This is a genomic window from Mycobacterium sp. UM_CSW, from assembly GCF_000455205.1.
Classification (GTDB): domain Bacteria; phylum Actinomycetota; class Actinomycetes; order Mycobacteriales; family Mycobacteriaceae; genus Mycobacterium.
Genome location: NZ_AUWQ01000099.1, coordinates 1 through 22,911 on the forward strand (window position 1 = coordinate 1; position 22,911 = coordinate 22,911).

At 69.5% G+C, this 22,911-nt stretch carries 24 protein-coding genes; 13 read left to right on the plus strand and 11 right to left on the minus strand.

Translation table 11 applies throughout. The features are described from left to right. The 4 genes from dapF to N415_RS26080 all read left to right on the plus strand — a co-directional run. On the plus strand, positions 1 to 540 hold a 540-nt coding region (gene dapF, locus N415_RS26065), incomplete at its 5' end, for a diaminopimelate epimerase (protein WP_068187936.1). 46 nt (positions 541 to 586) lie between these two features. After that, entirely contained in the window at positions 587 to 2,014 is a 1,428-nt protein-coding gene (gene hflX, locus N415_RS26070) for a GTPase HflX (protein ID WP_068187938.1), read from the plus strand. Positions 2,015 to 2,118: 104 nt separating this feature from the next. Further along, positions 2,119 to 3,279 carry an acyl-CoA dehydrogenase family protein gene (locus N415_RS26075; protein ID WP_068187940.1) on the plus strand — a complete coding sequence of 387 codons (1,161 nt, stop codon included), beginning with the start codon at positions 2,119 to 2,121 and terminating at the stop codon, positions 3,277 to 3,279. A 404-nt stretch (positions 3,280 to 3,683) separates the two neighbouring features. Beyond that, complete coding sequence (locus N415_RS26080) at positions 3,684 to 5,858, plus strand: LGFP repeat-containing protein (RefSeq protein WP_068187942.1); 2,175 nt, start codon at positions 3,684 to 3,686, stop codon at positions 5,856 to 5,858. An 8-nt stretch (positions 5,859 to 5,866) separates the two neighbouring features. On the opposite strand, the gene lexA is transcribed toward N415_RS26080, so the two are convergent. Beyond that, a complete protein-coding gene (gene lexA / locus N415_RS26085) occupies positions 5,867 to 6,553 on the minus strand; it encodes a transcriptional repressor LexA (RefSeq protein WP_068187943.1) in 687 nt (228 codons plus the stop codon). A gap of 300 nt (positions 6,554 to 6,853) precedes the next feature. On the opposite strand from lexA, the gene N415_RS26090 reads away from it, so the two are divergent. From N415_RS26090 to N415_RS26100, 3 genes are all read left to right on the plus strand, one after another. Further along, the gene (locus N415_RS26090; protein WP_068187944.1) at positions 6,854 to 7,348 is read left to right on the plus strand and encodes a LysM peptidoglycan-binding domain-containing protein; all 495 of its coding nucleotides are present in this window, start codon (positions 6,854 to 6,856) and stop codon (positions 7,346 to 7,348) included. Positions 7,349 to 7,417: 69 nt separating this feature from the next. Then, positions 7,418 to 7,897: a transcriptional regulator NrdR gene (nrdR, locus tag N415_RS26095; protein WP_068107252.1), complete on the plus strand. Its 480-nt coding sequence runs from the start codon at positions 7,418 to 7,420 to the stop codon at positions 7,895 to 7,897. Positions 7,898 to 7,907: 10 nt separating this feature from the next. Beyond that, a complete protein-coding gene (locus N415_RS26100; RefSeq protein WP_068187946.1) occupies positions 7,908 to 8,393 on the plus strand; it encodes a peroxynitrite isomerase in 486 nt (161 codons plus the stop codon). A gap of 2 nt (positions 8,394 to 8,395) precedes the next feature. Here N415_RS26100 and N415_RS26105 read toward each other — a convergent pair whose 3' ends face one another. The 3 genes from N415_RS26105 to N415_RS26115 are packed head-to-tail and all read right to left on the minus strand — an operon-like array spanning position 8,396 to position 11,165. Next, positions 8,396 to 9,082 carry a PhzF family phenazine biosynthesis protein gene (locus tag N415_RS26105; RefSeq protein ID WP_068187948.1) on the minus strand — a complete coding sequence of 229 codons (687 nt, stop codon included), beginning with the start codon at positions 9,080 to 9,082 and terminating at the stop codon, positions 8,396 to 8,398. A gap of 33 nt (positions 9,083 to 9,115) precedes the next feature. Continuing rightward, the gene (locus N415_RS26110; RefSeq protein ID WP_068107260.1) at positions 9,116 to 10,147 is read right to left on the minus strand and encodes an alpha/beta hydrolase; all 1,032 of its coding nucleotides are present in this window, start codon (positions 10,145 to 10,147) and stop codon (positions 9,116 to 9,118) included. Between the two features lie 46 nt (positions 10,148 to 10,193). Further along, complete coding sequence (locus tag N415_RS26115; RefSeq protein ID WP_068187970.1) at positions 10,194 to 11,165, minus strand: PAC2 family protein; 972 nt, start codon at positions 11,163 to 11,165, stop codon at positions 10,194 to 10,196. Positions 11,166 to 11,382: 217 nt separating this feature from the next. Here N415_RS26115 and N415_RS26120 point away from each other — a divergent pair, with 217 nt between their 5' ends. Beyond that, entirely contained in the window at positions 11,383 to 12,210 is an 828-nt protein-coding gene (locus tag N415_RS26120) for a trypsin-like peptidase domain-containing protein (protein ID WP_068187949.1), read from the plus strand. A gap of 1 nt (position 12,211) precedes the next feature. Here N415_RS26120 and sthA read toward each other — a convergent pair whose 3' ends face one another. After that, entirely contained in the window at positions 12,212 to 13,618 is a 1,407-nt protein-coding gene (gene sthA / locus N415_RS26125; protein ID WP_152531584.1) for a Si-specific NAD(P)(+) transhydrogenase, read from the minus strand. A 113-nt stretch (positions 13,619 to 13,731) separates the two neighbouring features. Between sthA and N415_RS26130 the strand changes: the two genes are divergently transcribed. After that, positions 13,732 to 14,790, plus strand: coding sequence for a DUF4192 domain-containing protein (locus N415_RS26130; RefSeq protein ID WP_068187952.1), 1,059 nt, complete (start codon positions 13,732 to 13,734; stop codon positions 14,788 to 14,790). Positions 14,791 to 14,813: 23 nt separating this feature from the next. Here the strand turns inward: N415_RS26130 and N415_RS26135 are convergent, their stop codons facing one another. From N415_RS26135 to N415_RS26145, 3 genes are all read right to left on the minus strand, one after another. After that, positions 14,814 to 15,509: a metal-dependent transcriptional regulator gene (locus tag N415_RS26135; RefSeq protein ID WP_068107269.1), complete on the minus strand. Its 696-nt coding sequence runs from the start codon at positions 15,507 to 15,509 to the stop codon at positions 14,814 to 14,816. A gap of 138 nt (positions 15,510 to 15,647) precedes the next feature. Next, positions 15,648 to 16,607, minus strand: a complete 960-nt coding sequence (gene sigB / locus N415_RS26140) for a sigma-70 family RNA polymerase sigma factor SigB (protein ID WP_067006623.1) — start codon at positions 16,605 to 16,607, stop codon at positions 15,648 to 15,650. A gap of 148 nt (positions 16,608 to 16,755) precedes the next feature. Next, the gene (locus N415_RS26145) at positions 16,756 to 17,157 is read right to left on the minus strand and encodes a DUF3099 domain-containing protein (protein ID WP_081665528.1); all 402 of its coding nucleotides are present in this window, start codon (positions 17,155 to 17,157) and stop codon (positions 16,756 to 16,758) included. 45 nt (positions 17,158 to 17,202) lie between these two features. On the opposite strand from N415_RS26145, the gene N415_RS26150 reads away from it, so the two are divergent. Continuing rightward, positions 17,203 to 17,442: a DUF3039 domain-containing protein gene (locus N415_RS26150; protein ID WP_068187956.1), complete on the plus strand. Its 240-nt coding sequence runs from the start codon at positions 17,203 to 17,205 to the stop codon at positions 17,440 to 17,442. Here the strand turns inward: N415_RS26150 and N415_RS26155 are convergent, their stop codons facing one another. Together N415_RS26155 and N415_RS26160 are read right to left on the minus strand one after the other, a co-directional pair. Next, a complete protein-coding gene (locus tag N415_RS26155) occupies positions 17,443 to 18,429 on the minus strand; it encodes a YihY/virulence factor BrkB family protein (protein WP_068187958.1) in 987 nt (328 codons plus the stop codon). It lies immediately after the preceding gene. A gap of 65 nt (positions 18,430 to 18,494) precedes the next feature. After that, the gene (locus N415_RS26160; RefSeq protein ID WP_067156959.1) at positions 18,495 to 18,680 is read right to left on the minus strand and encodes a hypothetical protein; all 186 of its coding nucleotides are present in this window, start codon (positions 18,678 to 18,680) and stop codon (positions 18,495 to 18,497) included. A 108-nt stretch (positions 18,681 to 18,788) separates the two neighbouring features. On the opposite strand from N415_RS26160, the gene N415_RS26165 reads away from it, so the two are divergent. Further along, on the plus strand, positions 18,789 to 19,154 hold the full coding sequence (locus N415_RS26165; RefSeq protein WP_068187960.1) for a DUF952 domain-containing protein: 366 nt from the start codon (positions 18,789 to 18,791) through the stop codon (positions 19,152 to 19,154). Here N415_RS26165 and N415_RS26170 read toward each other — a convergent pair. Beyond that, on the minus strand, positions 19,139 to 19,516 hold the full coding sequence (locus N415_RS26170) for a RidA family protein (RefSeq protein WP_068187961.1): 378 nt from the start codon (positions 19,514 to 19,516) through the stop codon (positions 19,139 to 19,141). The two genes, N415_RS26165 and N415_RS26170, sit on opposite strands and share 16 nt — an antisense overlap. A gap of 178 nt (positions 19,517 to 19,694) precedes the next feature. Between N415_RS26170 and N415_RS26175 the strand changes: the two genes are divergently transcribed. Together N415_RS26175 and N415_RS26180 are read left to right on the plus strand one after the other, a co-directional pair. Next, positions 19,695 to 20,120, plus strand: a complete 426-nt coding sequence (locus N415_RS26175; protein WP_068187965.1) for a nuclear transport factor 2 family protein — start codon at positions 19,695 to 19,697, stop codon at positions 20,118 to 20,120. Positions 20,121 to 20,148: 28 nt separating this feature from the next. Next, positions 20,149 to 22,794, plus strand: coding sequence for an FAD/NAD(P)-binding protein (locus tag N415_RS26180; protein ID WP_068187966.1), 2,646 nt, complete (start codon positions 20,149 to 20,151; stop codon positions 22,792 to 22,794). Positions 22,795 to 22,911: the final 117 nt, after the last annotated feature.

Sequence of the window (22,911 nt, forward strand, 5' to 3'; positions counted from 1 at the left end):
GGGTCGCTGGCCGGCGCGCGCCCGGTCATCCTGCACCACGCCGGCGACACCGACGCCGACGTCACCGTCGACATGGGCAAGGCGAACCGGCTCGGGGCGGGGGAGGCGATAGTGGGCGGCAGGCGGTTTGCCGGGCTGGCGGTCGACGTCGGCAACCCGCACCTGGCCTGCGTGGATCCGCAGCTCGACGCCGAAGGATTGGCGGCCCTCGACGTCGGCGCGCCGGTGCAGTTCGACCACGACCAGTTCCCCGAGGGGGTCAACGTCGAGGTACTCACGTCGCCGGTCGACGGGATGGTGCGGATGCGCGTGCATGAGCGCGGCGTGGGCGAGACCCGCTCGTGCGGCACCGGGACGGTCGCGGCCGCCGTCGCCGCGCTGGCCAACGGGGGCGCGGACACGGGGACGCTCACCGTGCGGGTGCCCGGCGGCGACGTCGTCGTCACCGTCACCGACGCCACCAGCTACTTGCGCGGACCGTCGGTGCTGGTGGCCCGCGGCGAGATCAGCGAGGAATGGTGGCGCGCCCAGGAGCGTTAAATCAGGTGCGCTGCACCGATTTAGCGTGCACTATTGCTAATTGCCTATGACGAATCCCGAAACTCCCTTTCCCGATCAACCGGATCTAGAGCCCAGTGCGGGCGAACTCGCCCTCGAGGACCGATCGGCGCTGCGCCGGGTCGCGGGGCTGTCCACCGAACTCGCCGACGTCTCCGAGGTCGAGTACCGCCAGCTGCGCCTCGAGCGCGTGGTGTTGGTGGGCGTGTGGACCGAGGGCAGCGCCGCCGACAACCAGGCCAGCATGGCCGAGCTGGCGGCCCTTGCCGAAACCGCCGGCTCGCAGGTGCTCGAGGGCCTCATCCAGCGCCGCGACCGGCCCGACCCGTCGACCTACATCGGCTCCGGCAAGGCCGCCGAGCTGCGCGAGGTGGTCCTGGCCACCGGCGCCGACACCGTCATCTGCGACGGCGAGCTGTCCCCGGCGCAGCTGACCGCGCTGGAAAAGGCGGTGAAGGTCAAGGTCATCGACCGCACCGCGCTGATCCTGGACATCTTCGCCCAGCACGCCACCAGCCGGGAGGGCAAAGCCCAGGTGTCGCTGGCCCAGATGGAGTACATGCTGCCGCGGCTGCGCGGCTGGGGCGAGTCGATGTCCCGGCAGGCCGGCGGCCGCGCCGGCGGCAGCGGCGGCGGTGTGGGGCTGCGCGGTCCCGGCGAGACCAAGATCGAGACCGACCGGCGCCGCATCCGGGAACGGATGAGCAAGCTGCGCCGCGAGATCAAGGACATGAAGCAGGCCCGCGACACCCAGCGCAGCCGCCGGCTGGCGAGCGACGTCCCGTCCATCGCGATCGTCGGCTACACCAACGCCGGCAAATCCAGCCTGCTCAACGCGCTGACCGGGGCCGGGGTGCTGGTGCAGGACGCGCTGTTCGCCACCCTCGAGCCCACCACCCGGCGCGCGGAGTTGACCGACGGGCGCCCGGCCGTGCTCACCGACACCGTCGGCTTCGTGCGCCACCTGCCCACCCAGCTGGTCGAGGCGTTCCGCTCGACCCTGGAGGAGGTCGTCGACGCCGACCTGCTGGTGCACGTGGTCGACGGCTCCGACGTCAACCCGATCGCGCAGATCAACGCGGTCCGCCAGGTGGTCTCGGAAGTCGTCGCGGACCATCACGGCGACGCCCCGCCCGAGCTGCTGGTGGTCAACAAGGTGGACGCCGCGAGCGACCTCGCGCTGGCCAAGCTTCGGCACGGGCTGCCCGGGGCGGTGTTTGTGTCCGCGCACACCGGCGAGGGCATCGACGCCTTGCGGCGGCGGATGACCGAACTCGCCGCACCAACTGACACCGCCGTCGACGTCGTGATCCCCTACGACCGCGGCGACCTGGTGGCCCGGCTGCACGCCGGCGGGCGAGTGCAGCAGGAGGAGCACAACGCCGAAGGCACCCGCATCCGCGCCCGCGTTCCCGTCGCGCTGGCCGCCAGCCTGCGCGAGTTCGCCGCACCCTAACGGTTCTCGGCGACGCAGCGACCCCGCCGGCCGCCGACCAACCGGCTGGTTGGTATATCTTGGCGGCAGAGTCCCATTCGCCCGGAGGTCAGCGGAGGTCATCCATGGGCAGTGCCATCAAGTACGAGCGCACCCTTTTCGAGCCCGAGCACGATTTGTTCCGCGAGTCCTACCGCGGCTTCCTCGATCGCCACGTGGCGCCCTACCACGAGGAATGGGAGAAGGCGAAGATCGTCGACCGCGGCGTGTGGCTGGAGGCCGGCAAGCAGGGCTTCCTGGGCATGGCGGTGCCCGAGGAGTACGGCGGGGGAGGCAACCCCGACTTCCGCTACAACACGATCATCACCGAGGAGACCACCCTCGGGCGCTACAGCGGCATCGGCTTCGGGTTGCACAACGACATCATCGCGCCGTACCTGCTGAAGCTGGCCAACGAGGAACAGAAGCAGCGCTGGCTGCCCAAGTTCTGCACCGGCGAGATGATCACCGCGATCGCGATGACCGAGCCCGGAACCGGCAGCGACCTGCAGGGCATCAAGACCCGCGCGGTCAAGCAGGGCGATCACTACGTGCTGAACGGGTCAAAGACGTTCATTACCAACGGAATCAACTCCGACCTGGTGATCGTGGTCGCCCAGACCGACCCCGAGAAGGGCGCGCAGGGCTTCAGTCTGCTGGTCGTCGAGCGCGGCATGGAGGGCTTCGAACGGGGCCGCCACCTGGACAAGATCGGCCTGGACGCTCAGGACACCGCCGAGCTGTCGTTCACCGACGTCAAGGTGCCGGCCGAAAACCTGCTCGGCGAGGAGGGCATGGGGTTCATCTACCTCATGCAGAACCTGCCGCAGGAGCGGATCAACATCGCGGTCATGGCGGCCGCGGCGATGGAAGGCGTGCTGGAGCAGACGCTGCAATACACCAAGGAGCGCAAGGCCTTTGGCAAGCCCATCGGCAGCTTCCAGAACAGCCGATTCCTGCTCGCCGAGCTGGCGACCGAGGCCACCGTGGTGCGCATCATGGTCGACGAGTTCGTCCGCCTGCACCTGGACGGGAAGCTGACGGCCGAGCAGGCCGCGATGGCCAAGTGGTATGCCACCGAGAAGCAGGTGCACCTGATCGACCGCTGCCTGCAGCTGCACGGCGGCTACGGCTACATGCGCGAATACCCCGTCGCCCGAGCCTATTTGGACGCGCGGGTGCAGACGATCTACGGCGGCACGACCGAGATCATGAAGGAGATCATCGGCCGCAGCCTCGGCGTCTGAGCAATGTGGTTGCCGCGCAAGGACACCAGGCGCGGCCGTTCGACGGGCCCCAATGATGAAAGGCCCAATTGGTCTATTGGCCGGGTAGATTGACGGCCAGCTAATGGCTTCACGTACCGTCGGCACATGCGTTTCTCGCATACCGAGTGCCTGGTGGCACATCGGCAAACGGGCGGTCGGGGCGCCGGAAGCCGTGGTTGGTCGCGGTTCGGGCATGCTCCGGCATCATTTCGACATCGGCGCGGTCTCCGTTTTCGCAATTTTCGTGATTTGACTTCGCATTTCTGCCCGGCAAGGGCAAAGTTATGCGAGCCCGGCGATATCACGCTTCGTAACGGGTCTGCAGGTGCGGCATGGCCAGGTATACGGGCCTGGGAGGCTTGGTGAACGGGCAGAGAGGTCGAATGCGCAGGCTGATCGGGCGCGCGCTGGTCGGCATGGCGACCGCGGTGATGGCGGCTGCGCTGCTGGCCCCCACCGCTTCGGCGTCCCCGATCGGCGATGCCGAGGCCGCCATGATGGCCGCCTGGGAGAAGGCCGGCGGCGACACCTCACCGCTCGGCGCCCGCAAGGGCGACGTGTACCCCGCCGGCGACGGGTTCGCGCTGGACTTCGACGGCGGCAAGATGTTCTACACCACCGACACCGGCGCCAAGTTCGTCTACGGGCCGATCCTGGACAAATACGAGTCGCTCGGCGGCCCGGCCGGCAGCGACCTCGGGTTCCCCACCATCAACGAGGTGCCCGGCCTGGCCGGACCCGACAGCCGCGTGGCCACCTTCTCGGCCAGCGACAAGCCGGTGATCTTCTGGACCTCCGACCACGGCGCGTTCGTGGTGCGCGGCGCGCTGAACGCCGCCTGGGACAAACTCGGCAGCTCGGGTGGCGTGCTCGGCGCGCCGGTCGGCGACGAGACCTACGCCGGTGAGGTCACCTCCCAGAAGTTCAGTGGCGGCGAGATCTCCTGGAACAGGAAAACCAAGGAGTTCACCACCAACCCGGCGACGCTGGCCGACCAGCTCAAGGGCCTGCAGGTAGCCATCGATCCGAACGCGGCCATCAACATGGCCTGGCGCGCGGCCGGCGGCGCCGGCGGCCCGTTGGGCGCCAAGCAGGGCGGGTCGTATCCCATCGGCGGCGACGGGGTCGCGCAGAACTTCGCGAACGGGAAGGTGTTCTTCAGCCCGGCCACCGGGGCGAACGCCCTCGAGACCGACATCCTCGCCAAGTACGAGTCGCTGGGCGGCCCGGCCGGCAGCGACCTGGGTTTCCCCACCGCCAACGAGGCCGACGGCGGCATCGGCCCGGCGAGCCGGATCGCCACGTTCGCCGCGGCCGACAAGCCGGTCATCTTCTGGACCTCCGACCACGGCGCGTTCGTCGTGCGCGGCGCGATGAAGGCCGCGTGGGACAAGCTGCGCGGTCCGAGCGGCAAGCTGGGCGCCCCGGTCGGCGACCAGGCCGTGGACGGCGACGTGGTGTCGCAGCAGTTCACCGGCGGCAAGATCTCCTGGAACCGGGCGAAGAACTCGTTCAGCACCGACCCGTCCAACCTGGCTCCGTTGCTGTCCGGCCTGCAGGTGTCCGGGCAGAACCAGCCGAGCACCGCGGCGATGCCCTCGCACGCCAAGAAGTTCACCTGGCAATGGTGGTGGCTGCTGGCCGCGATCCCGGTTCTGCTGCTGATCCTGCTCGCGGTGCTGCTGGCGTTCACCTGGCGCCGCCGCCGGCGTCGGCGTGGCGCCGGCGACACCGGAGCCTACGAGCCTGAGCGCGACCTGGCCGCCGCCGGGTACGACGCCCCGGGCAACGACCACTGGGGCCACGACGACGCGGAGGCGGCCACCGACTACGCCCCGTTCGGCCTGGAGCAGCCGGAGCATCAGCTGCCGGACGAGGCCGGGCCGGCGCAGCGAGTCAGTTGGACCCGCGGGGCCGACGCCGGGGCCGCCGACGAGGACGAAGACCCCGACGCGGTGGACACCGATTCCATCCCGCTCGCCTCGGGGGCGACGCTGGCGGAGGCCGGCTACGACGACGTCCCCGAGGCGGAGGCCGGATACCCCGAAGTCGCCGCCGAGGACGTTGACTACACGGGCACCGAGTACCTCCCCGGCTACGAGGACGACGAGTACGCCGATCCCGGTTACCCGGACGTCGCGGTTCCGCGCACCCCGCCGGAGGCCGCCTACGTGGGTGAGGTGCCGGTTGCCGAGGAACCGGACGCCGACTACCCGGAGCCGGAACCCCCGGAGGGCGCCGCCGAGGCCGCGGCCGCCGCGGGGGCGCTAGGGGCGACGGAGCCCCGAACCGGGCGCCACGCGGCCACCGACGAGGAAGACGTGCCGGAATCGGCCGCCGATGTGATCAACGCCGCCCCGGTCGCCGGTGGGCGCCCGACGATCCACCTGCCGCTGGAGGATCCCTACCAGGCGCCCGACGGCTACCCGATCAAGGCCAGCGCCCGCTTCGGCCTGTACTACACCCCGGGCAGCGAGCTCTACCACGACACGCTGGCCGAAATCTGGTTGGCCAGTGAGGAAGTCGCGCAGGCCAACGGCTTCATCAAGGCCGACTGAGCCGGCCGCTACACCTTGCGGATCACGGTGACGACCTTGCCGAGCACGGTCGCGTCGTTGCCCGGTATGGGGTCGAATGCCGGGTTGTGCGGCATCAGCCACACCTGACCGCCCGCGCGCTTGAACGTTTTGACGGTGGCCTCGCCGTCGATCATGGCGGCGACGATGTCGCCGTTGTCGGCGACGTGCTGCTGGCGCACCACCACCCAGTCGCCGTCGCAGATCGCCGCTTCGACCATCGAGTCGCCCACGACCTTGAGCAAGAACAGGGTGCCCTCGCCGACCAGCTCGCGGGGCAGCGGGAAGACGTCCTCGACGGCCTCCTCGGCGAGGATCGGTCCGCCGGCGGCGATGCGCCCGAGCACCGGCACGTAGCTGGGTTCCGGCAGCGCGTCCGAGCCGGCGACGTCGGTGACGGGCGCCGCCTCGACGGTCTCCTCGCTGCCGCGGACGTCCACGGCCCGTGGCCGGTTCGGGTCGCGGCGCAGGTAGCCCTTGCGCTCCAGCGTGCGCAGCTGGTGGGCCACCGACGACGTCGACGTCAGGCCGACGGCGTCGCCGATTTCCCTGATGCTCGGGGGATAGCCGCGGGTGGTGACCGACTCGCGGATGACGTTCAGGATGGTGCGCTGCCGTTCGGTCAGCGATGAATCGGCGGATGAGCTGATCGAGGGAGTGTCGTTGCTGTCGCTCATGGGTTGAATGTAGCGGGAGGGCGGCCAAGAATCAAACATGTGTTCGACTGGCGTGTCGCCGGGTCCAAAGACCCTTGGGTCGGGGCGTCAAGACCCTATAGCTGCTGAATCACATGTGTGTAACTTTTGCGGGGATCGGGTACCTGTGCTGCATGTCAGAGGTCGCGCTTCCGGATTTGTCGGTGGTGCGGTCTAGCGTTTTGCTTGCTCGACACGCTTCGCTCAAATGTTCGGACATCGAACATACGAGCGATATAGTCGAACACCCGAGCGAGAACAACCTGACCGGAGGAACGCAAGATGACTATCACCTACACCGTCTCGCCGCGTACCAGCAGCGTTCGTCGCCCGGTCAACGGGCCGGTGCCGGGGCTTTATCCCAGGCGGGACGGGCTGACCGGCTCGCGCCGGCCCGGCCCGTCCAGGCCGGCCGGCACGCCGCTGCGCTACCACGGCACCGGCGTCGCGATGTCCGTCGCCCCGCATCGCAGGCGTCCCGTCACGCTGGCCACGACGCTGGGGCTGGCGCTGGTCGCCGGGGTCATCACCCTGTGGCTGGGGCTGGTCGCCAACTTCGGGCAGGCGGTCAACGGCGACTCCGGGGGATCGGCCGCCGCCGTGCCTGATCGGCTGGCCGTCGTGCGGGTTGAGCCCGGCGAGTCCCTGCAGGACGTCGCCCACCGGGTGGCGCCGGACGCGCCGGCCCGCCAGGTTGCCGATCGGATCCGCGAGCTCAACGACCTGAACTCACCGGCGCTGGCCGCCGGCCAGACGCTGATCGCGCCGGTCGGCTGACTCCAGCGTCGCGGTACGCTCGGGGTGTTGTTCTGCGGCCCCGCAGGTGAGCACGGCGAAGGAGCGGTCATGCACTGTCCGTTCTGCCGCCATCCGGATTCCCGGGTGATCGACTCCCGCGAAACCGATGAAGGCCAGGCGATTCGGCGCCGACGCTCCTGCCCCGAATGCGGGCGGCGCTTCACCACCGTCGAGACCGCCGTGCTGGCTGTCGTCAAACGCAGCGGCGTCACCGAGCCCTTCAGCAGGGAGAAGGTCATCAGCGGCGTCCGGCGGGCCTGCCAGGGCCGCCAGGTCGACGACGACGCGCTGAACCTGCTCGCCCAGCAAGTCGAAGACACCGTTCGCGCCGCCGGGTCGCCCGAGGTGCCCAGCCACGAGGTCGGCCTGGCCATCCTCGGCCCGCTGCGCGATCTCGACGAGGTGGCTTACCTGCGGTTCGCCTCGGTGTACCGGTCGTTTTCCTCCGCCGAGGACTTCGAGCGCGAGATCGAGGCGCTGCGCGCGCACCGCAACGCGCCGACGGATCCGGAGCCGGCCACTCGCTAGGCTGGCGTCCATGCCGCCCGACCTGCATCCCGATCTGGAGGCGTTGGCACCCCTGCTGGGGACGTGGGCCGGGCGCGGCTCAGGCTTCTACCCGACGATCCAGCCGTTCGAGTATCTCGAGGAAGTCGTCTTCTCCCACGTCGGGAAGCCGTTCCTGGCCTACGGGCAAAAGACCAAGGCGGTGGCCGACGGCAGGCCCCTACACGGCGAAACGGGGTATTTTCGCGTGCCCCGCCCGGGCAGCGTCGAGCTGATCGTCGCGCACCCGAACGGCATCACCGAGATCGAAACGGGGACCTACGCCGTGACAGACGGCCTCATCGAGGTGGAGCTGTCGAGCACGGCGATTGGGCTGGCGCCGAGCGCCAAAGAGGTTACCGCCCTTGGCCGTTCGCTGCGCATCGACGGCGACGAGCTGTCCTACACGCTGCGCATGGGCGGCGTGGGGCAACCCCTGCAGGACCACCTCGTGGCCGTCCTGCACCGGCAGGGCTGACCTCAGTCGACCCGTCGGACACCGTCGTTGACGACGCGCCCGGCCACCCCGACCCAGCCCTCGGCGTTCCACGCGGTTTCGATGAACGAGCCCTTGCCCTGGGTGATGCGCAGGTCGCGGCTGAGGTAGTCGGTGAGCCGCATCGCCGCCGAGCCGGTCGCCTCGTCCTCCGGCACCCCGAGGTTCGCGAAAAACCCGCGGGTGCGCAGAGTCCCGGCGTCCCGGTCGACCCAGGCCCACAGGTAGTGCGCGGTGTCGTCCGGGAAGTCGGCCGGGTCGGCGGCGAGAACGTCGTCGGCCGAATCGAATTCGTGGATGGCCACCTCCGGTGCCCACTCCGAGCGGGCGCTGACGCCGGTCAGGTCGCCCTGATAGCTCACCTGCACGAGGCCGGCCGCCACGTGCAGCGTCTTGATCGGCGTACCGTTGTCGCGCAGCCACCACGACGCGCCGACGGTCGGGTGCCCGGCGAACGGAAGTTCGACGCGGGGGGTGTAAATCCTCGCGTGCGCGGTGGCCGAGCCGGCGGCCGGAATATCGATGAAAACCGTTTCGGCGTAGCCCAATTGGTTCGCCAGCCGCTGCCGGTCCGGGGGCGGTACCGCGGCGGCGTCAACCACACCGAGGCGATTACCGAAATTGCCGTCCGCGTCGGTGAAAACCCGCAACACCGTGACGTCGATGCCCATGACCCGACTGTACGGCGCGGGTCAACGTGTTTATCAGGTGGCGCTGCGCTCGTCGGAGCCCATGGCGTTCAGGACGGCGACGCGGGTGTCGGCCGGGCCCGTGACCGTCTTCTCGCCGCCCCCGCTGCGCAGCAGCGCCCGGAGGGCGGCCTGGTCGTATTCGGCGGGCGCGGTGCTGTCGATGAAGCGCTGGACGACGTCGATGAAGCGGGCTGGGTCGTCGTGGAAGGGGAAGTGGCCCGAACCCTCGAAGATCTCGAGACGCGAGCCGGGCATCGCGGCGTGCGCCATCCAGGCGTGCCGGACCGGAACCACCACATCCTTGGTGCCCCAGACGATCTGCACGGGGATGGCCTCGGTCAAATAACATCGGTCCAGCATCGTCACGATCTGCCCCCGCCAGTCCACGACCGCCCGCAGCGTGCGGCTGAACGCCGCCGACGCCGTCGGCTCCGGCAGGTCGTCAAGGATGCGCAGCACGTTGGGCAGGTCGTGGCCCAGCGCGGTCGACCCGATCGCCAGCCCGGCCAGCTTCCCCGCCAGCTGAACCGCCGGCAGCACGAGGGGCAGCCGCAGCAGCGCCAGCGCCTCGCTGCCCAACGGCAACGAGGCCAGCCGGAACACGACGTTGACGTCCTTGGTGACGCCGCCCGCGGCGACCAGGATCAGCCGGTCGACCAAATGCGGGAACTGGTAGGCGAATTGCATGGCCACGCCGCCGCCCAGCGAGTGGCCGATGATGGTCACCCGCTCGATGTCGAGGACGGAAAGCAGGTCGCGCATGCCGTTCGCGTAGGCGGCGGCCGAGTAGTCGGCGCGCGGCTTGTCGGATTTCCCGTGGCCCAGCAGGTCGGGGGCGATGACGGTGAACCGCTGGGCGAGCTTGGCCTGCACGGCATTCCAGGTGGTGGAGTTGTCGCCGATGCCGTGGAGCAGCAGAATCGCCGGGCCGGAACCGGCGATGCGGTAGGCCCGCCGGTAGCCGTGAATGGTGCGGTACTCGAGCGTGGGCGCCGTGACTTCACGCACTGGGCGAAGGTTGCTCTTGCGCTTCCGCTCGGTCATCTCCGCCAACCTTGGTGTCGGCCCGGGCTATGGGCGTTTTGAGTCCTCACGCCTGGTCGTCGTCGTTCTTCTTCTCTGCCTGTTGGGCAAGGAATCGCTCGAACTCTGCGCCAAGCTCGTCGCCGCTGGGGAGATCCTCGTCGTGAGTTAGTAACGACCTGTTCTCCTGAGCGTCGATGAAGGCATCGTACTGGCGCTCGAGCGCGGCCACCACTTGAGCCACCTCCGCGCTCGCCTGCACCTGCTCGTCGATCTTGGCGCGAATCTCCGCCGCGGCTTCGGTCAGCGCCGACAGCGGCAGCTCCAGCGATCCGCTCTTGGCCACCTGCTCCAGCAGCGCCTGCGCGGCCGCCGGGTAGTCGGTCTGGGTCAGGTAGTGCGGGACGTGCACGGTGAACCCGACGACCTCGTGACCGTGCTGGGCCATCCGGTATTCCAGCAGGTTGGACGCGCTGCCGGGGACTTGGATCTCCGAGATCCAGGGCTGGAAGTCGGCGATCAGTTCCTTGTCGTTGGAATGGGCGGTCAGCGTGATCGGGCGGGTGTGCGGGACCGCCATGGGGACGGTGCCCAGGCCGATCGTGCGCCGTACACCCAGCCGCTCGGCCAGCAGGCGCACCGCGGTGATGAAACGCTCCCACTTCAGGTCGGGTTCCATGCCGGCCAGCAGCAGAAACGGCGTGCCGACGCTGTCGCGCAGGGCGTACAGGCTCAGCTCCGGATCGTCGTAGTTGGTGAAGTGGTCGGTCTTGAACGTCATCAGCGGTCGCCGCGAGCGGTAATCCAGCAGTTCGTCGATCGCGAACGACGCGACCAGCTCGGTGTCCAGCGCGGCCTTCAGGTGGGTCGCGGCCAGCCGTATCGCGTGGCCGGCGTCGGAGAAGCCCTCCAAGGCGTGCACCAAAACCGGGCCGCGGCCGTCGGCCGTCGACAACTGGGGCGCCGGGAACTCCAGCTCGTACATGCCGGACTGTCCTGGCTGGTCGTACTCGTCGCCGTGGTTTTGATCGTGGGCCATCGGGTCTCCTCCTTTCGGGGGTTGCTCCAGGGTGCCCTGACCAGTGTCCCCCGAATCGGCGGGCACCAACAATGGAACAGCTAACACCCTGCAGTCTTCACCGTCGAAACGCCCCAACCCGCGAACGTAATCCGCATGTCGGCCAGCAAACGCGGCGGCGCGCGGGGAGGGGATGTGGTCTGCCCGACACGCCGTGGTCAGGCATGATGGACACGAAATGCGCATACGGACGCTGCTGCTGTGCTCGGGGGTCGGCCTGCTGACGTTGATGACGTCGTGCACCCGGCCGGCCGAGCCTGCGGCGCGCCCGGTGGTGTCCGTCCCCGTGGCGACCGGGCCGCTCGTGCAGCGGCTCAGCCAGCCCCAGCAGAAGGCGGTCGCGGGCCCGGTGGACCCCGACCGGCGCGTCGGCGCGATCTTCATCAACGACGGCCCGCTGCACGTCTGCACGGGTTCCGTAATCCACTCGGCGACCGGGAATCTCATGATCACCGCGGCGCACTGCCTGGCCGGTGCGGCCAAGATGACCTTCGTTCCCGGTCTGGCCGGTGACGCGGCGCCCGCGCCCGCCGACGTGTGGAAGGCCGACGCCGTCTACCTGGATCCGCGCTGGATCTCGGGCAAGGATCCGCACGCGGACTACGCGATCGCCCGGGTCAGCAACGACGCCGGCGGGTCGGTCGAGTCCTACGTCGGCCTGGCGCTGACGCTGGGCGTCGCGCCGCCCCCGGGCAGCCACGTCACCGTGCTGGGGTACGCGGCCGGGGTGGGCGGCTCGCCGATCGGCTGCCAGGCCAGCACCTCGGTCAACGACAGCGGGTTTCCCTCGCTGGCGTGCGAGGGCCTGGTGGACGGCACCAGCGGGGCGCCGTGGGTGAGCGGCACCACGCTCACCGGGCTGATCGGCGGTTTCGAGCGTGGCGGGTGCGCCGCGAACGTGTCCTACTCGGCGCCGTTCGACGCCCAAACCGCCCAGCTGCTGGCCCGCGCCGAGGCCGGCGGCCCCGGCGACCGGGTACCCAACGACCTCGACGACAGCTGCTAGCTCAGCGGCGGAACTGCGACAGCGCCCGCATCTTGTTGGTCACGTCCAGCGCGGCCACCTTGTAGGCCTCCGAGAACGTCGGATAGTTGAACACCGCGTCGACCAGGTAGTCGACCGTCCCGCCGCAGCCCATCACGGCCTGACCGATGTGCACCATCTCGGTGGCGCTGGTCCCGAAGATGTGCACCCCGAGCAGCTTGCGATCGTCGGTCGACACCAGCAGCTTGAGCATGCCGTAGGAGTCGCCGGCGATCTGGCCGCGAGCCAGCTCCTTGTACCGCGCCACCCCGACCTCGTAGGGAATCGCGTTCTTGGTCAGCTCCACCTCGGTGGACCCGACGTAGGAGATCTCGGGGATCGAATAGATGCCGATGGGCTGCAGGTCGGTGATGCCGTCGCACGCTTCCCCGAACGCGTGGTAGGCGGCCAGCCGGCCCTGTTCCATCGAGGTCGCGGCCAGGGCGGGGAACCCGATGACGTCGCCGACGGCGTAGATGTGCTCCACCTTGGTCCGGAACTTGTCGTCGACCCAGATCCGCCCGCGGCCCTCGACCTCGAGGCCGGCGTTTTGCAGGTCGAGGTGATCGGTCTGGCCCTGGCGGCCGGCGGAGTACATGACGGTCTCGGCGGGAATCTGCTTGCCGCTGGCCAGCGTGGTGACGGTGCCGGCCGCCCCGACGTCGACGGCGGTGACCTCCTCGCCGAACCGGAACGTCACCGCCAGGTCGCGCAGGTGGAATTTGAGCGCCTCGACCACCTCGGGGTCGCAGAAGTCCAGCATGTCGTCGCGCTTTTCGACGACGGTGACCTTGGTGCCCAGCGCGGCGAACATGGACGCGTACTCGATGCCGATAACGCCGGCGCCGACGACGACCATCGAGCCCGGCAGCGTCTTGAGGTCGAGGATGCCGTCGGAGTCGAGCACCCGCTCCTCGTCGAACTCGACGCCGGACGGCCGCGCCGGCCGGGTGCCGGTGGCGATGACGATGTATTCGCCGCTGACAGTGGTCATTTCGCGGCGGCCCGGGTCTTCGACGACGACGGAGTGCGGGTCGACGAAGCGGCCGTGACCGATCAGCAGGTCGATCCGGTTGCGCATCAGCTGGTTGCGCACCACGTCGACTTCCTTGCCGATCACGTGCTGGGTCCGCGCCAGCAGGTCGGCCGGGGTGATCCGGTCCTTGACGCGGTAGCTGGCCCCGTAGAGCTCGCGCTGGTTCATCCCGGTGAGGTAAAGCACCGCCTCGCGCAACGTTTTTGACGGGATCGTGCCCGTGTTGACGCAGACACCGCCAAGCATTCGGCCCCGTTCGATGATGGCGACGGATTTGCCTAGTTTGGCCGAGGCGATGGCGGCCTTCTGGCCGCCCGGTCCCGAACCGATCACGACGATGTCGTACTCCTGCATCGAACCCATGCATAGACGATAAGGCCCACAGTCCAGACTTTCTCCACAGACGAGCGGCCCGATCCCGTCGCGGGGGCACGGCCCGACGGTGCCGCCCGTCAGCGTTGGTGCCCATGACGACGCATCAACCTGATTTCAAGCTCAATCGCCCCGGCGCGCTGATCGCGGCGCTACCGGCCGTTCTCGGCTTCGTTCCGGAGAATTCATTGGTCCTGGTGTCCCTGGAAGGCGGGGAACTGGGGGCCGTGATGCGGGTAGACCTGTCCGAGGAACTCGTCGACCGTGTCGGGCATCTGGCCGAAGTCGCCGCCGCCGCCAGGCCCCAGGCGGCGATCGCGGTGATCGTCGACGCGAACTGCGCGCACTGCCCGGGGTGCAACGAGGAATACCGGCTGCTGTGCGACGAGCTGGCAGAGGCGTTGTCGCAGCGGGGAATTCAACTCTATGCGGCACATGTGGTGGATCGGGTGGCCCGGGGCGGGCGCTGGCATTGCGTGGACGGCTGCGGCTCCGGCGGCTTCGTCGACGACCCGTCGGCGTCGCCGTTGGCCGCGGCGGCGGTGCTCGACGGCCGGCGGCTCTACCGCCGGCGCGCCGACCTGCAGGCCGTCATCGCGGTCGACGACCCGGCGGGCGCCGCCGAGTTGGCCGACGCGGTCCGGCGGCAGGCGGCACGGCGCGACGTGGCCCATCGCGCCGATCCCACCGGGTGCGCGCGCCGCGACGTGCAAGACGCGATGGCCGTGGCCTCCCGCGTCGCCGGCGGCGAAACGCTTTCTGCGGCCGAGCTTGCGGCGTTGGGCTGCGCGCTGAGCGACGTCGAGGTGCGCGACACGCTGTACGCCCTGGCGGTCGGCGACCGGGCGGGGGAGGCCGAGTCGCTGTGGGCGCTGCTGGCGCGCCGCCTGCCGCCGCCCTGGCGGGTCGAGGCCCTGGTGCTGCTCGCGTTCAGCGCGTACGCCCGTGGCGACGGCCCGCTCGCCGGGGTGTCGCTGGACGCCGCGCTGCGTTGTGACCCCGACCACCGGATGGCGGGGATGCTGGATCAGGCGTTGCAGTCCGGCATGAAGCCCGATGACATCCGGAAACTGGCGGCCACCGGCTACCGGCTGGCCAAGCGGCTGGGGGTGCGGCTGCCGCCGCGACGCGCGTTCGGGCGCCGGGCGGGATAGTGGCGGCGATCGGTGCTGGCCGCTCAGACCTTCTCGACTTTGACGGCGTGCGCCATCTCGTGCGGCAGCGTGACGTTCTCGTGGCCGGGAATGAGGATCGTGACCCCGCCGCCGGACGGGCTGGTCTCGACGGTGACCCGGGCATTGGGAACGACGCCGGCGTCCTTGAGGCGGGTGATCAGATCGATGTCGCCCTGGACGTGTTCGGTGAGCTGGCGCACGACCACCGCGACCGGAGATCCGGCGGGCAGCTCGGTCAACCGGACGAGGTTGATGCCGTCGGCGCCGGAATCGGGGCCCACGCCGAGGTCCAACAGGCCCGGGATCGGGTTGCCGAACGGGGAGGTGGTCGGGTTGTTCAGCACCTTCACCAGCCGGCGTTCGACTTCCTCGCTCATCACGTGCTCCCACCGGCATGCCTCGGCGTGCACTTCCTCCCACGGCACCCCGATGACGTCGACGAGCAGTCGTTCCGCGAGGCGGTGCTTGCGCATCACGGAGATGGCCAGCGCGCGGCCCTTGTCCGTGAGCTCCAGGTGGCGGTCCCCTGCGACGTGGAGCAGGCCGTCCCGCTCCATGCGGGACACGGTCTGGCTGACGGTCGGCCCGCTTTGTTCGAGGCGTTCGGCGATCCGGGCACGCAGCGGCGTCACGCCCTCTTCTTCGAGGTCGTAGATGGTCCGCAGGTACATCTCGGTGGTATCGACCAGCTCGTTCATCCAGCACCCTCCATTGACGCTGAGTCTACTTGGCCAGCTGCAAGAATGGGCCCAACGCCTCTTGCGGATGTCCCCGGCAAGCAGTATGCCCGCCGCTCGCGCGACGGGCATACCGACTTGCTACTAGCTATGGACGTATCAGCTGGCGTACGAGCGCAACCGATCGGCCCGCTCGCCGTTGCGGAGCTTGGACATCACGTCGCGCTCTATCTGACGGACCCGCTCCCGGGACAGCCCGAACAGCTTGCCGATCTGATCCAGCGTGCGCGGCTGGCCGTCGTCTAGGCCGAAGCGCAACCGGATGACCTGGTGCTCGCGCTCGTCGAGAGTGGCCAGCACACTGCGGATGTCGGTGTGCAGCAGCTCGGCGATCACCGCGTTCTCGGCCGACATCGCCTCGGCGTCCTCGATGAAGTCACCGAGCGGCGCCTCCTCCTCGGAGCCGACGGGCATGTCCAGGCTCACCGGGTCGCGGCTGTGCTCCAACAGGTCGTTGATCTTCTCGACCGGGATGCCGGATTCGGCGGCGAGTTCCTCGTCGGTGGCTTCGCGCCCGAGGTTCTGGTGCATCTCCCGCTTGATCCGCGCCAGCTTGTTGACCTGCTCGACGAGGTGGACCGGCAGCCGGATGGTGCGGCTCTGGTCGGCCATGCCGCGGGTGATGGCCTGGCGGATCCACCAGGTGGCGTAGGTGGAGAACTTGAATCCCTTTGTGTAGTCGAACTTCTCCATCGCGCGGATCAGACCGAGGTTGCCCTCCTGGATGAGGTCCAGCAGCGGCATGCCCCGACCCGTGTAACGCTTCGCCAGCGAAACCACCAGCCGCAGGTTCGCTTCCAGCAGGTGGCGGCGCGCCGCCTGGCCATCGCGCGCGACGGCCTCCAGGTCGCGTTTGCGGTTCTCTCCGAGGCGCTTACGCGTTTCCAGCAGATGCTCGGCGTACAGGCCGGCTTCGATCCGCTTGGCCAGCTCTACCTCACCCGCCGCGTTGAGCAACGCCGTTTTGCCGATGCCGTTGAGATAAACGCGCACCAGGTCCGCGGCGGGGCTTTGAGCATCCAGATCGCCGTCGATCCTGCTTGTGCTGGCGTTCGCCATAGCGACCTCCCGTTCGGCTTTGCACTGTCAACACGTCTAACGATGGATCCGCCGTGGGAGTTCCCGCCCGCGCGTGATCTCACACGCCTTGACGTGCACAGATGTGCCGACGACCTGAGAATGTCCTGAGAAGTGGGCCCCTTGGCGGCTAGCCGGAACCGTCGTGGTGCGGTCGCCGCGGTTCGAGCGCCGGGCGCTCGGCGGTGGGGAACAGGGGAGTGCGCCGCCGTGTCTGGTCGAACCGCCTCGGCTCGTCGGAGCGGCGCGGTGGCCGGTCGTTGGCGATCAGCACGGCCATCCACGGCAACGGCACCGAGGCCGCCACGATGAGCAGTGAGATCAGGCCGTTGTGCCAGGCGCCGTAGGCGACGGCGGCCAGGATGAGTGCCGGGATCCGAAACGCCATCAGCGTCAGGTATTTCCGCACCCGGGCGCGATGCTCCTCCTCGTAGGAGGGCGCGGCGGAGGTGATCAGGACGGGACGGCTGGTGTCGTCGAAGCCGTCGAACCCTGGCTCTTCGCCGCGCTTCATATCTCCACTGTCCCACAACCAAACGATTCCGGTACCGGCGAGTCAGGGGGCACAATGTGAGGCATGCAGACCCAGACGATCGAACGCACCGAGACCGACGAACGCGTCGACGACGGGACCGGCAGCGATACCCCGAAATACTTCCATTACGTCAAGAAGGACAAGATCGCCGAGAGCGCCGTCATGGGCAACCACGTCGTCGCGCTGTGCGGCGAGGTGTTTCCCGTCACCCGGGCGGCCAAGCCCGGCTCCCCGGTGTGCCCGGAGTGCAAGCGGATCTACGAGCGGCTCAAGAAGGGCTGATCAGGCCGGCGGCTCCGCCGCCGCGACGTCGGACGGCGCCGCGGGTCCGGCGGGCAAGTCGACTACCCGCTTGGGGGCGGTCCGGCGCGTCAGCAGCCAATTGCGCAGCCGGTGGGCATGGGTCCTCGGCGCGGGGAATTCCTCCTGGATGGAGGCGTTCAGCTCGGCGCCGAGCATGATCGCGAAGCCGCCGAAGAACGCGAACAGCAGGAACGCGATCGGCGTGGACAGCGCGCCGTACGTGTAACCGGTGCTGGTGATCCACCGCAGGTAGAAGCGCAGGCCCAGCGTGGCGATGAGGAACACCGCCGTGGCCAGGATGGCGCCCAGCACCAGCCGGTGGCTCGGTAGCGGCACCGGCAGCGCCACCCGGTACAGCAGCATGATCCCGATCATCAGCCCGAGGATCAGCGCGGGGTAGTAGCCGTAGCGCAGCACGTTGGCCAGTCCGACTGGGATGTGTTCGCTCACCTTGCGTGGTCCCACCACCATCACCGGCGCGGCGATCACCACGAAGACGAGCATCACCACGTACAGGAACAGCGAGAAGAATCGCTGTCGCACCGGGTGTCGCAGCGGGGTCTGGTCGTGGGCCTCGACCACGGCGTCGACGAACGACGAGATCGCCGACGATCCCGCCCACAGCGAGATCAAGAAACCGAGCGAGACCACTTCACCGCGCGCGTTGGCGGTGATGTCGCGGATGGTGGGCTCGATGATCTCGTTGACGACGCTCGGCGAGAAGAAGCTGTGCGCGGTCGAGATGATGCTCTTCTCGATCGAGGACAGCGTGTCCTTGCCGAACAGCGGCGCCACGTAGGCCAAGCTGCCCAGCATTCCCAACAGCAGGGGCGGGGTGGAGAGCGCCGACCAGAATCCCGCCTGGGCCGACTCGGAGAAAATGGAGTCGTCCCAGCTCTTGGCCAGGGTTCTGAGACTGATTCGCCGGACGTGGTGGCGGGACGGCCGCGCGGCTTGGACGCTCATACCCGTCCAGCATTACCGATGACCGCCCGCGCAGCCCACATTGGCCAGGGGTGAGTTCGGCGGGACTAGCTTTCGCTGACCTCCAGCACGGCGTCCTGCTCGGTCAGCTTCGACTGGTGCTGGTTCGCGTGGTGCTGGCAGAAGAGAAGCTCAAGTCCGGAAGGCAGCTTGGCGCGGACACGAGCAGCGGCACCGCAGCGATCGCAGCGGTCCGCTCTGGTGAGCTCGGGACTGGTCAGAGTTGCGTACATGGCTTCTCCGTTCTCGTTCATTCACTGTCTCAGACGTGTGGCGTTTTCGCCTTGTTCCCCGATCGTTATCAGGTGTGTCGTTTCTCACGGGTTTTAAGCTGAGCGACCGTGACCGTTCTGGTGCACCTGTGCGGGCGCGAGGAGTGGTTCCGCGCCCGCGATCGGGGCGGGATTTCGCCCGACGCGCCGGGGCCCGACGGCTCCCGGTTCATTCACCTCTCGACGCCCGAGCAGGTGCATCTGCCCGCCAACCGGCTCTACCGCGGCCGCGACGACCTGGTCTTGCTGCACATCGACCCGGCACTGCTGGACTCGCCGGTGCGGTGGGAGCCCGGGGTGGCAACGGACCCGGAGTCGATGCGGTTCCCACATCTGTACGGCCCGCTGCCGGTTGGTGCTGTGATCGGGGTCACCGCTTATCCGCCTGCCACGGACGGCACCTTCCCGCCGGCCGCGCCTCAGGAGCCGACGTAGGCGTCGGCCTCGATCTCCACCAGCAGCTCGGGGGTGATCAGCGCCGACACCTCGACCATGGTCGCGACCGGACGGATCTCGCCGAAGAACTCGGCGTGCACCGCGGCGACCTCTCGCCAGCGCGAAATGTCGGTCACGTAGATGCGGGTGCGCACCACGTCGGTGAGCCCGGCACCCGCCTGATCGAGCGCAATCGCGATGCGGCGCAACGCGTCTCGGGCCTGGGCGGCGATGTCATCGGCGGGTCCGGCGCCGGTCGTCCCGGCCACCGCCACGTGCGGGCCGACCCGCACCGCCCGCGAATAGCCCACCGCCGACTCGAAGTCGGAGCCGGACGACACCAGTGTGCGGTTGGTTGACATGCGGTCACCGTACGCGCGATTGGCTTGGGCACCAAAGGCTTTACGCGCGCGGTCGCCGGTGGTAGGAGTGCTGTGTGGGTAAAGCAGCCGCGTTGGCCGTGACGCGGGTCAATATCGGCACGGCCGACCTCGGAATCCGCACGGCCCAAGGCGTTTTCGTGCTCGTCGGGGTGGCGCGATGACGCCCGGCATCTCGGCCGACGCGCTCGCCGCGCAGGAGGCGCGTTTCGCGCGGGCGTTCGCGGCCGGCGACGTGTCGATCGTGCGGGACCTCTATCAGCCCGACGTGGTGTACGTGAGCCCGACGGTGCGCCTCTTCGACTGGCCGTCCGCGATCGAGGGCGTCGAGCGCACGCTCGAGTTCATCGCGCTGACCATCCGCGGCTGCGCGGACATCCGCTACGAGGCAGTGGATTACGCCATCACGCCCGGCGCCGACACGGCGTTCGTGCGCGTCGAATTCGACTGGGACCAGGGCGGCCAACGCCTGCGCTCGACGTACGTGGTGGTCTACCGCTACCGCGACGGCCGGATCGCCCGCCAGGAGCTGTACTACGACCCCAGCGGAGCGCTGGAGCAACTCGATCCGTCGAACCGGAATTGACCGGCGACGGCCGATATAGCATTCCGCCATGATGCGCGTCGCGATCGTGGGCGGCGGTGCCGCGGGCCTGCTCGCCGCGGTCCATCTGCGCCGGCGCCAACCGGAGGCGCAGATCACGCTGATCGACGCGTCCGGTCGTCCCGGCACCGGCGCGGCCTACGGAACCGACGACCCGACCCACCTGTTGAACGTTCCCGCCCAGCGCATGTCCGCGTGGCCCGACGACCCCGATCACTTTTGCCGCTGGCTCGACGAGCGGGCCGTCACCCCGGTCGAGAGCTTCGCGCCGCGCCTCGCATACGGCCGCTACCTGCGGGAGCAACTCGCCGCCGCCGACGCGCGGATCGAGCGTGCGGAGGTCGTCGGGTTGGTGCCGGGCGCGCCGGCGCGCCTGACCCTGGGCGACGGACGTTCGTTGTCTGCGGACGCCGTCGTGCTCGCGACCGGGCGGCCCGCGGGCGGCATGCCCGAATCGCTGGAGCGCGCCTTCGCGCCGGTGTTGGCCTTGAATGCGGACTCGGCCACCGACGGCAAGGTCGTGGTGGACCCCTGGGCGCCGGGCGCGCTTGCCGCCCTGGCCGCGCGCCGACCCGGCAGCGTCCTGGTGATCGGTTCGGGACTCACGGGCGTCGACGTCGCGCTGCATCTCATGGCGCGCGGCGCCGCGGTCACCCTGCTTTCGCGGCACGGCACGCTCCCGCGCCGGTTCCGCGCCACCGGCGCCCCGGCCGAATTGCCCAACGTCGACGCCCTCGCCGACGACGTCTCGCTCGACGCATTGCGCACCGCGCTCACCGCGGACCTCGCGTACGCGCGCGAAAACGGTTGGGGCTGGCGACAAGTCATCGACGCGCTCCGCCCGCGCACCCCCAAGCTGTGGCGGTCGATGGGCTGGGAAGACCAACGCCGGTTTTTGCGCGAAGAACTTCGGCAGTGGGAGGTGCTTCGGCACCGCATGCCGCCGACGATCGCCGATGCGGTCTATCACGCGATCAACGGCGGCCAGCTGAGCATCGAGGCGGGTGAGGTCGCCGACGTGTCGCTGCGCGGCGACGGCGTCGAGCTGGTGGTCACGACGAGCTGGCGATCCATGCGCCGGCGCGGGGACGCCGTCGTCGTCGCAACCGGCGCCGTGTGGGATCGGCGGTCCCTGCAACGCTCCCCGCTCTGGGCGAACCTGCTCGACACGGGCGTCGCGTCGCTGCACCCGTGCGGCGTGGGGGTGCGCCTCGATACGGACGGCTATCTCGTCGACGCGACCGGCAGCACGGTCCCCGGCGTCGTGTGTCTGGGCTCGATCCGCCAGGGCGAGGAGTGGGAGACCACCGCGATCCCGGAAATCCGCGCGCAGGCGGCCGCGATCGCCGAGCTGCTCGCCACCGACACACGCGAACGCCCGGTGCGGGTGCCTCGTCTCGTCGCCACCGGGCCGCGATCCACGGGAGCGTCCGCGGCGTACGCCGAGGGCGTGCGTCGCCTGCTCGCGGTTCAGGACGGCGCGTCGGTCGCCTTCGCCGAGGCGGTCGCCGACGATCCGCACCACGCGCGTGCGCACGTCGCGCTCGCCATGATCGCCACGGAACGGCCCGACCGCGCCGGCGGCCCCGACGCCGTCACCGGCCACCTCGCGCGGGCGCGGGCGGCGCTTGCCCGCGGGAGCGACGAGGACCGCAGCCACGTCGAGGCCATCGCGACGTGGTGCGAGAAGGGAAACGCGGCGGGCACCGACGCGCTCATCGACCACCTCGACCGCGTGCCGGACGATGCGGTCGCGTTGCTCGTGCTGGCGCCGTCGATCGCGTTCGCGGGGGCCGGTGACGCGTTGCCGGACGCGTGGCAGTACGTCGAGCGATTCACCGGCGTGCACGGCGAGGCGCCGTGGTATCTCGGATTGCGCGCCTATGGCCGCACGGAGCAGGGCCTGTGGTATGACGCGGCCGACCTGGCCGACGCCGCACTCGAACTCGATCCGGGCAACGGCAATGCCGCGCACGCGCTGGCGCACGTGCACTACGAGACCGATGCGCACGGCGCCGGGCTGAAGTGGCTGACGGAGTGGATCGCGGGCGACGGCAGCACCCAGCGCTACGTCCCGCACTTTCAGTGGCACGCCGCGCTGCACGAACTCGCGATGGGCGACGCGGCCGCCGCGGCGCGCCGGTACGCCGCGTTCCTCGCGCCGCCGCACTCGAAGGACGTTCGTTGTCTCGTCGACGCCGGTTCGCTGGCGTGGCGCGCGCGCCTACATCCCGACTGGGTCACCCCGCCCGACCCGATGGCGGTGCTCGCCGAGGCCGGCTCGCTCGCGTACACCCCGCAGACGCCCTTCATCGCGTTTCACGCGCTGTTGGTGCTGGCCGCCGCGAACGACCCGGCCGCGATCCGCGCGATCGATGTCCCCGGCGCCACCGACGCGCAGGCATCGACGTTGCGCCTCATCGGCGAGGGCCTTATCGCTTTGACCGAGGGCGAGCCGCGCGCCGCGCTCGACTACCTCATCGAATCGCTGCCCGGGCTCGGATCCATCGGCGGTAGCCGCGTGCAGCAGGAAGTCATTCTCGAAACGGCGTTGGCGGCGATGCTGCAGCTCGGTGCGCCGGGTCAAGCGGCGCGCTTATTGTCCCGGCATCGCGCCGGGCCCGGGCCGCAGGTGACCCGCGGCGCCGTGAACTGACGTATCGCGCCGTGTAGTCAGTCCTCTTCGCTGTCTGCCTGGTCACCCGCTAGTGGATTTCACCACCCGCGCCTTGGCCTGCTGCCTGATCTCCGGCACCACCGGACTCGATGGTCG

Bases quoted from the DNA above. Each gene is read 5' to 3' on its own strand.
- sthA (WP_152531584.1), bottom strand. From the start codon at position 13,618: ATGCAGGAGTACGACATCGTCGTGATCGGTTCGGGACCGGGCGGCCAG.
- N415_RS26150 (WP_068187956.1), top strand. From the start codon at position 17,203: ATGCAGACCCAGACGATCGAACGCACCGAGACCGACGAACGCGTCGAC.
- N415_RS26110 (WP_068107260.1), bottom strand. From the start codon at position 10,147: ATGACCGAGCGGAAGCGCAAGAGCAACCTTCGCCCAGTGCGTGAAGTC.
- nrdR (WP_068107252.1), top strand. From the start codon at position 7,418: ATGCACTGTCCGTTCTGCCGCCATCCGGATTCCCGGGTGATCGACTCC.
- N415_RS26090 (WP_068187944.1), top strand. From the start codon at position 6,854: ATGACTATCACCTACACCGTCTCGCCGCGTACCAGCAGCGTTCGTCGC.
- lexA (WP_068187943.1), bottom strand. From the start codon at position 6,553: ATGAGCGACAGCAACGACACTCCCTCGATCAGCTCATCCGCCGATTCA.
- N415_RS26130 (WP_068187952.1), top strand. From the start codon at position 13,732: ATGACGACGCATCAACCTGATTTCAAGCTCAATCGCCCCGGCGCGCTG.
- N415_RS26180 (WP_068187966.1), top strand. From the start codon at position 20,149: ATGATGCGCGTCGCGATCGTGGGCGGCGGTGCCGCGGGCCTGCTCGCC.
- N415_RS26100 (WP_068187946.1), top strand. From the start codon at position 7,908: ATGCCGCCCGACCTGCATCCCGATCTGGAGGCGTTGGCACCCCTGCTG.
- N415_RS26075 (WP_068187940.1), top strand. From the start codon at position 2,119: ATGGGCAGTGCCATCAAGTACGAGCGCACCCTTTTCGAGCCCGAGCAC.
- N415_RS26160 (WP_067156959.1), bottom strand. From the start codon at position 18,680: ATGTACGCAACTCTGACCAGTCCCGAGCTCACCAGAGCGGACCGCTGC.
- N415_RS26115 (WP_068187970.1), bottom strand. From the start codon at position 11,165: ATGGCCCACGATCAAAACCACGGCGACGAGTACGACCAGCCAGGACAG.
- N415_RS26155 (WP_068187958.1), bottom strand. From the start codon at position 18,429: ATGAGCGTCCAAGCCGCGCGGCCGTCCCGCCACCACGTCCGGCGAATC.
- N415_RS26135 (WP_068107269.1), bottom strand. From the start codon at position 15,509: ATGAACGAGCTGGTCGATACCACCGAGATGTACCTGCGGACCATCTAC.
- N415_RS26120 (WP_068187949.1), top strand. From the start codon at position 11,383: ATGCGCATACGGACGCTGCTGCTGTGCTCGGGGGTCGGCCTGCTGACG.
- N415_RS26080 (WP_068187942.1), top strand. From the start codon at position 3,684: ATGCGCAGGCTGATCGGGCGCGCGCTGGTCGGCATGGCGACCGCGGTG.
- N415_RS26170 (WP_068187961.1), bottom strand. From the start codon at position 19,516: ATGTCAACCAACCGCACACTGGTGTCGTCCGGCTCCGACTTCGAGTCG.
- N415_RS26105 (WP_068187948.1), bottom strand. From the start codon at position 9,082: ATGGGCATCGACGTCACGGTGTTGCGGGTTTTCACCGACGCGGACGGC.
- sigB (WP_067006623.1), bottom strand. From the start codon at position 16,607: ATGGCGAACGCCAGCACAAGCAGGATCGACGGCGATCTGGATGCTCAA.
- N415_RS26175 (WP_068187965.1), top strand. From the start codon at position 19,695: ATGACGCCCGGCATCTCGGCCGACGCGCTCGCCGCGCAGGAGGCGCGT.
- hflX (WP_068187938.1), top strand. From the start codon at position 587: ATGACGAATCCCGAAACTCCCTTTCCCGATCAACCGGATCTAGAGCCC.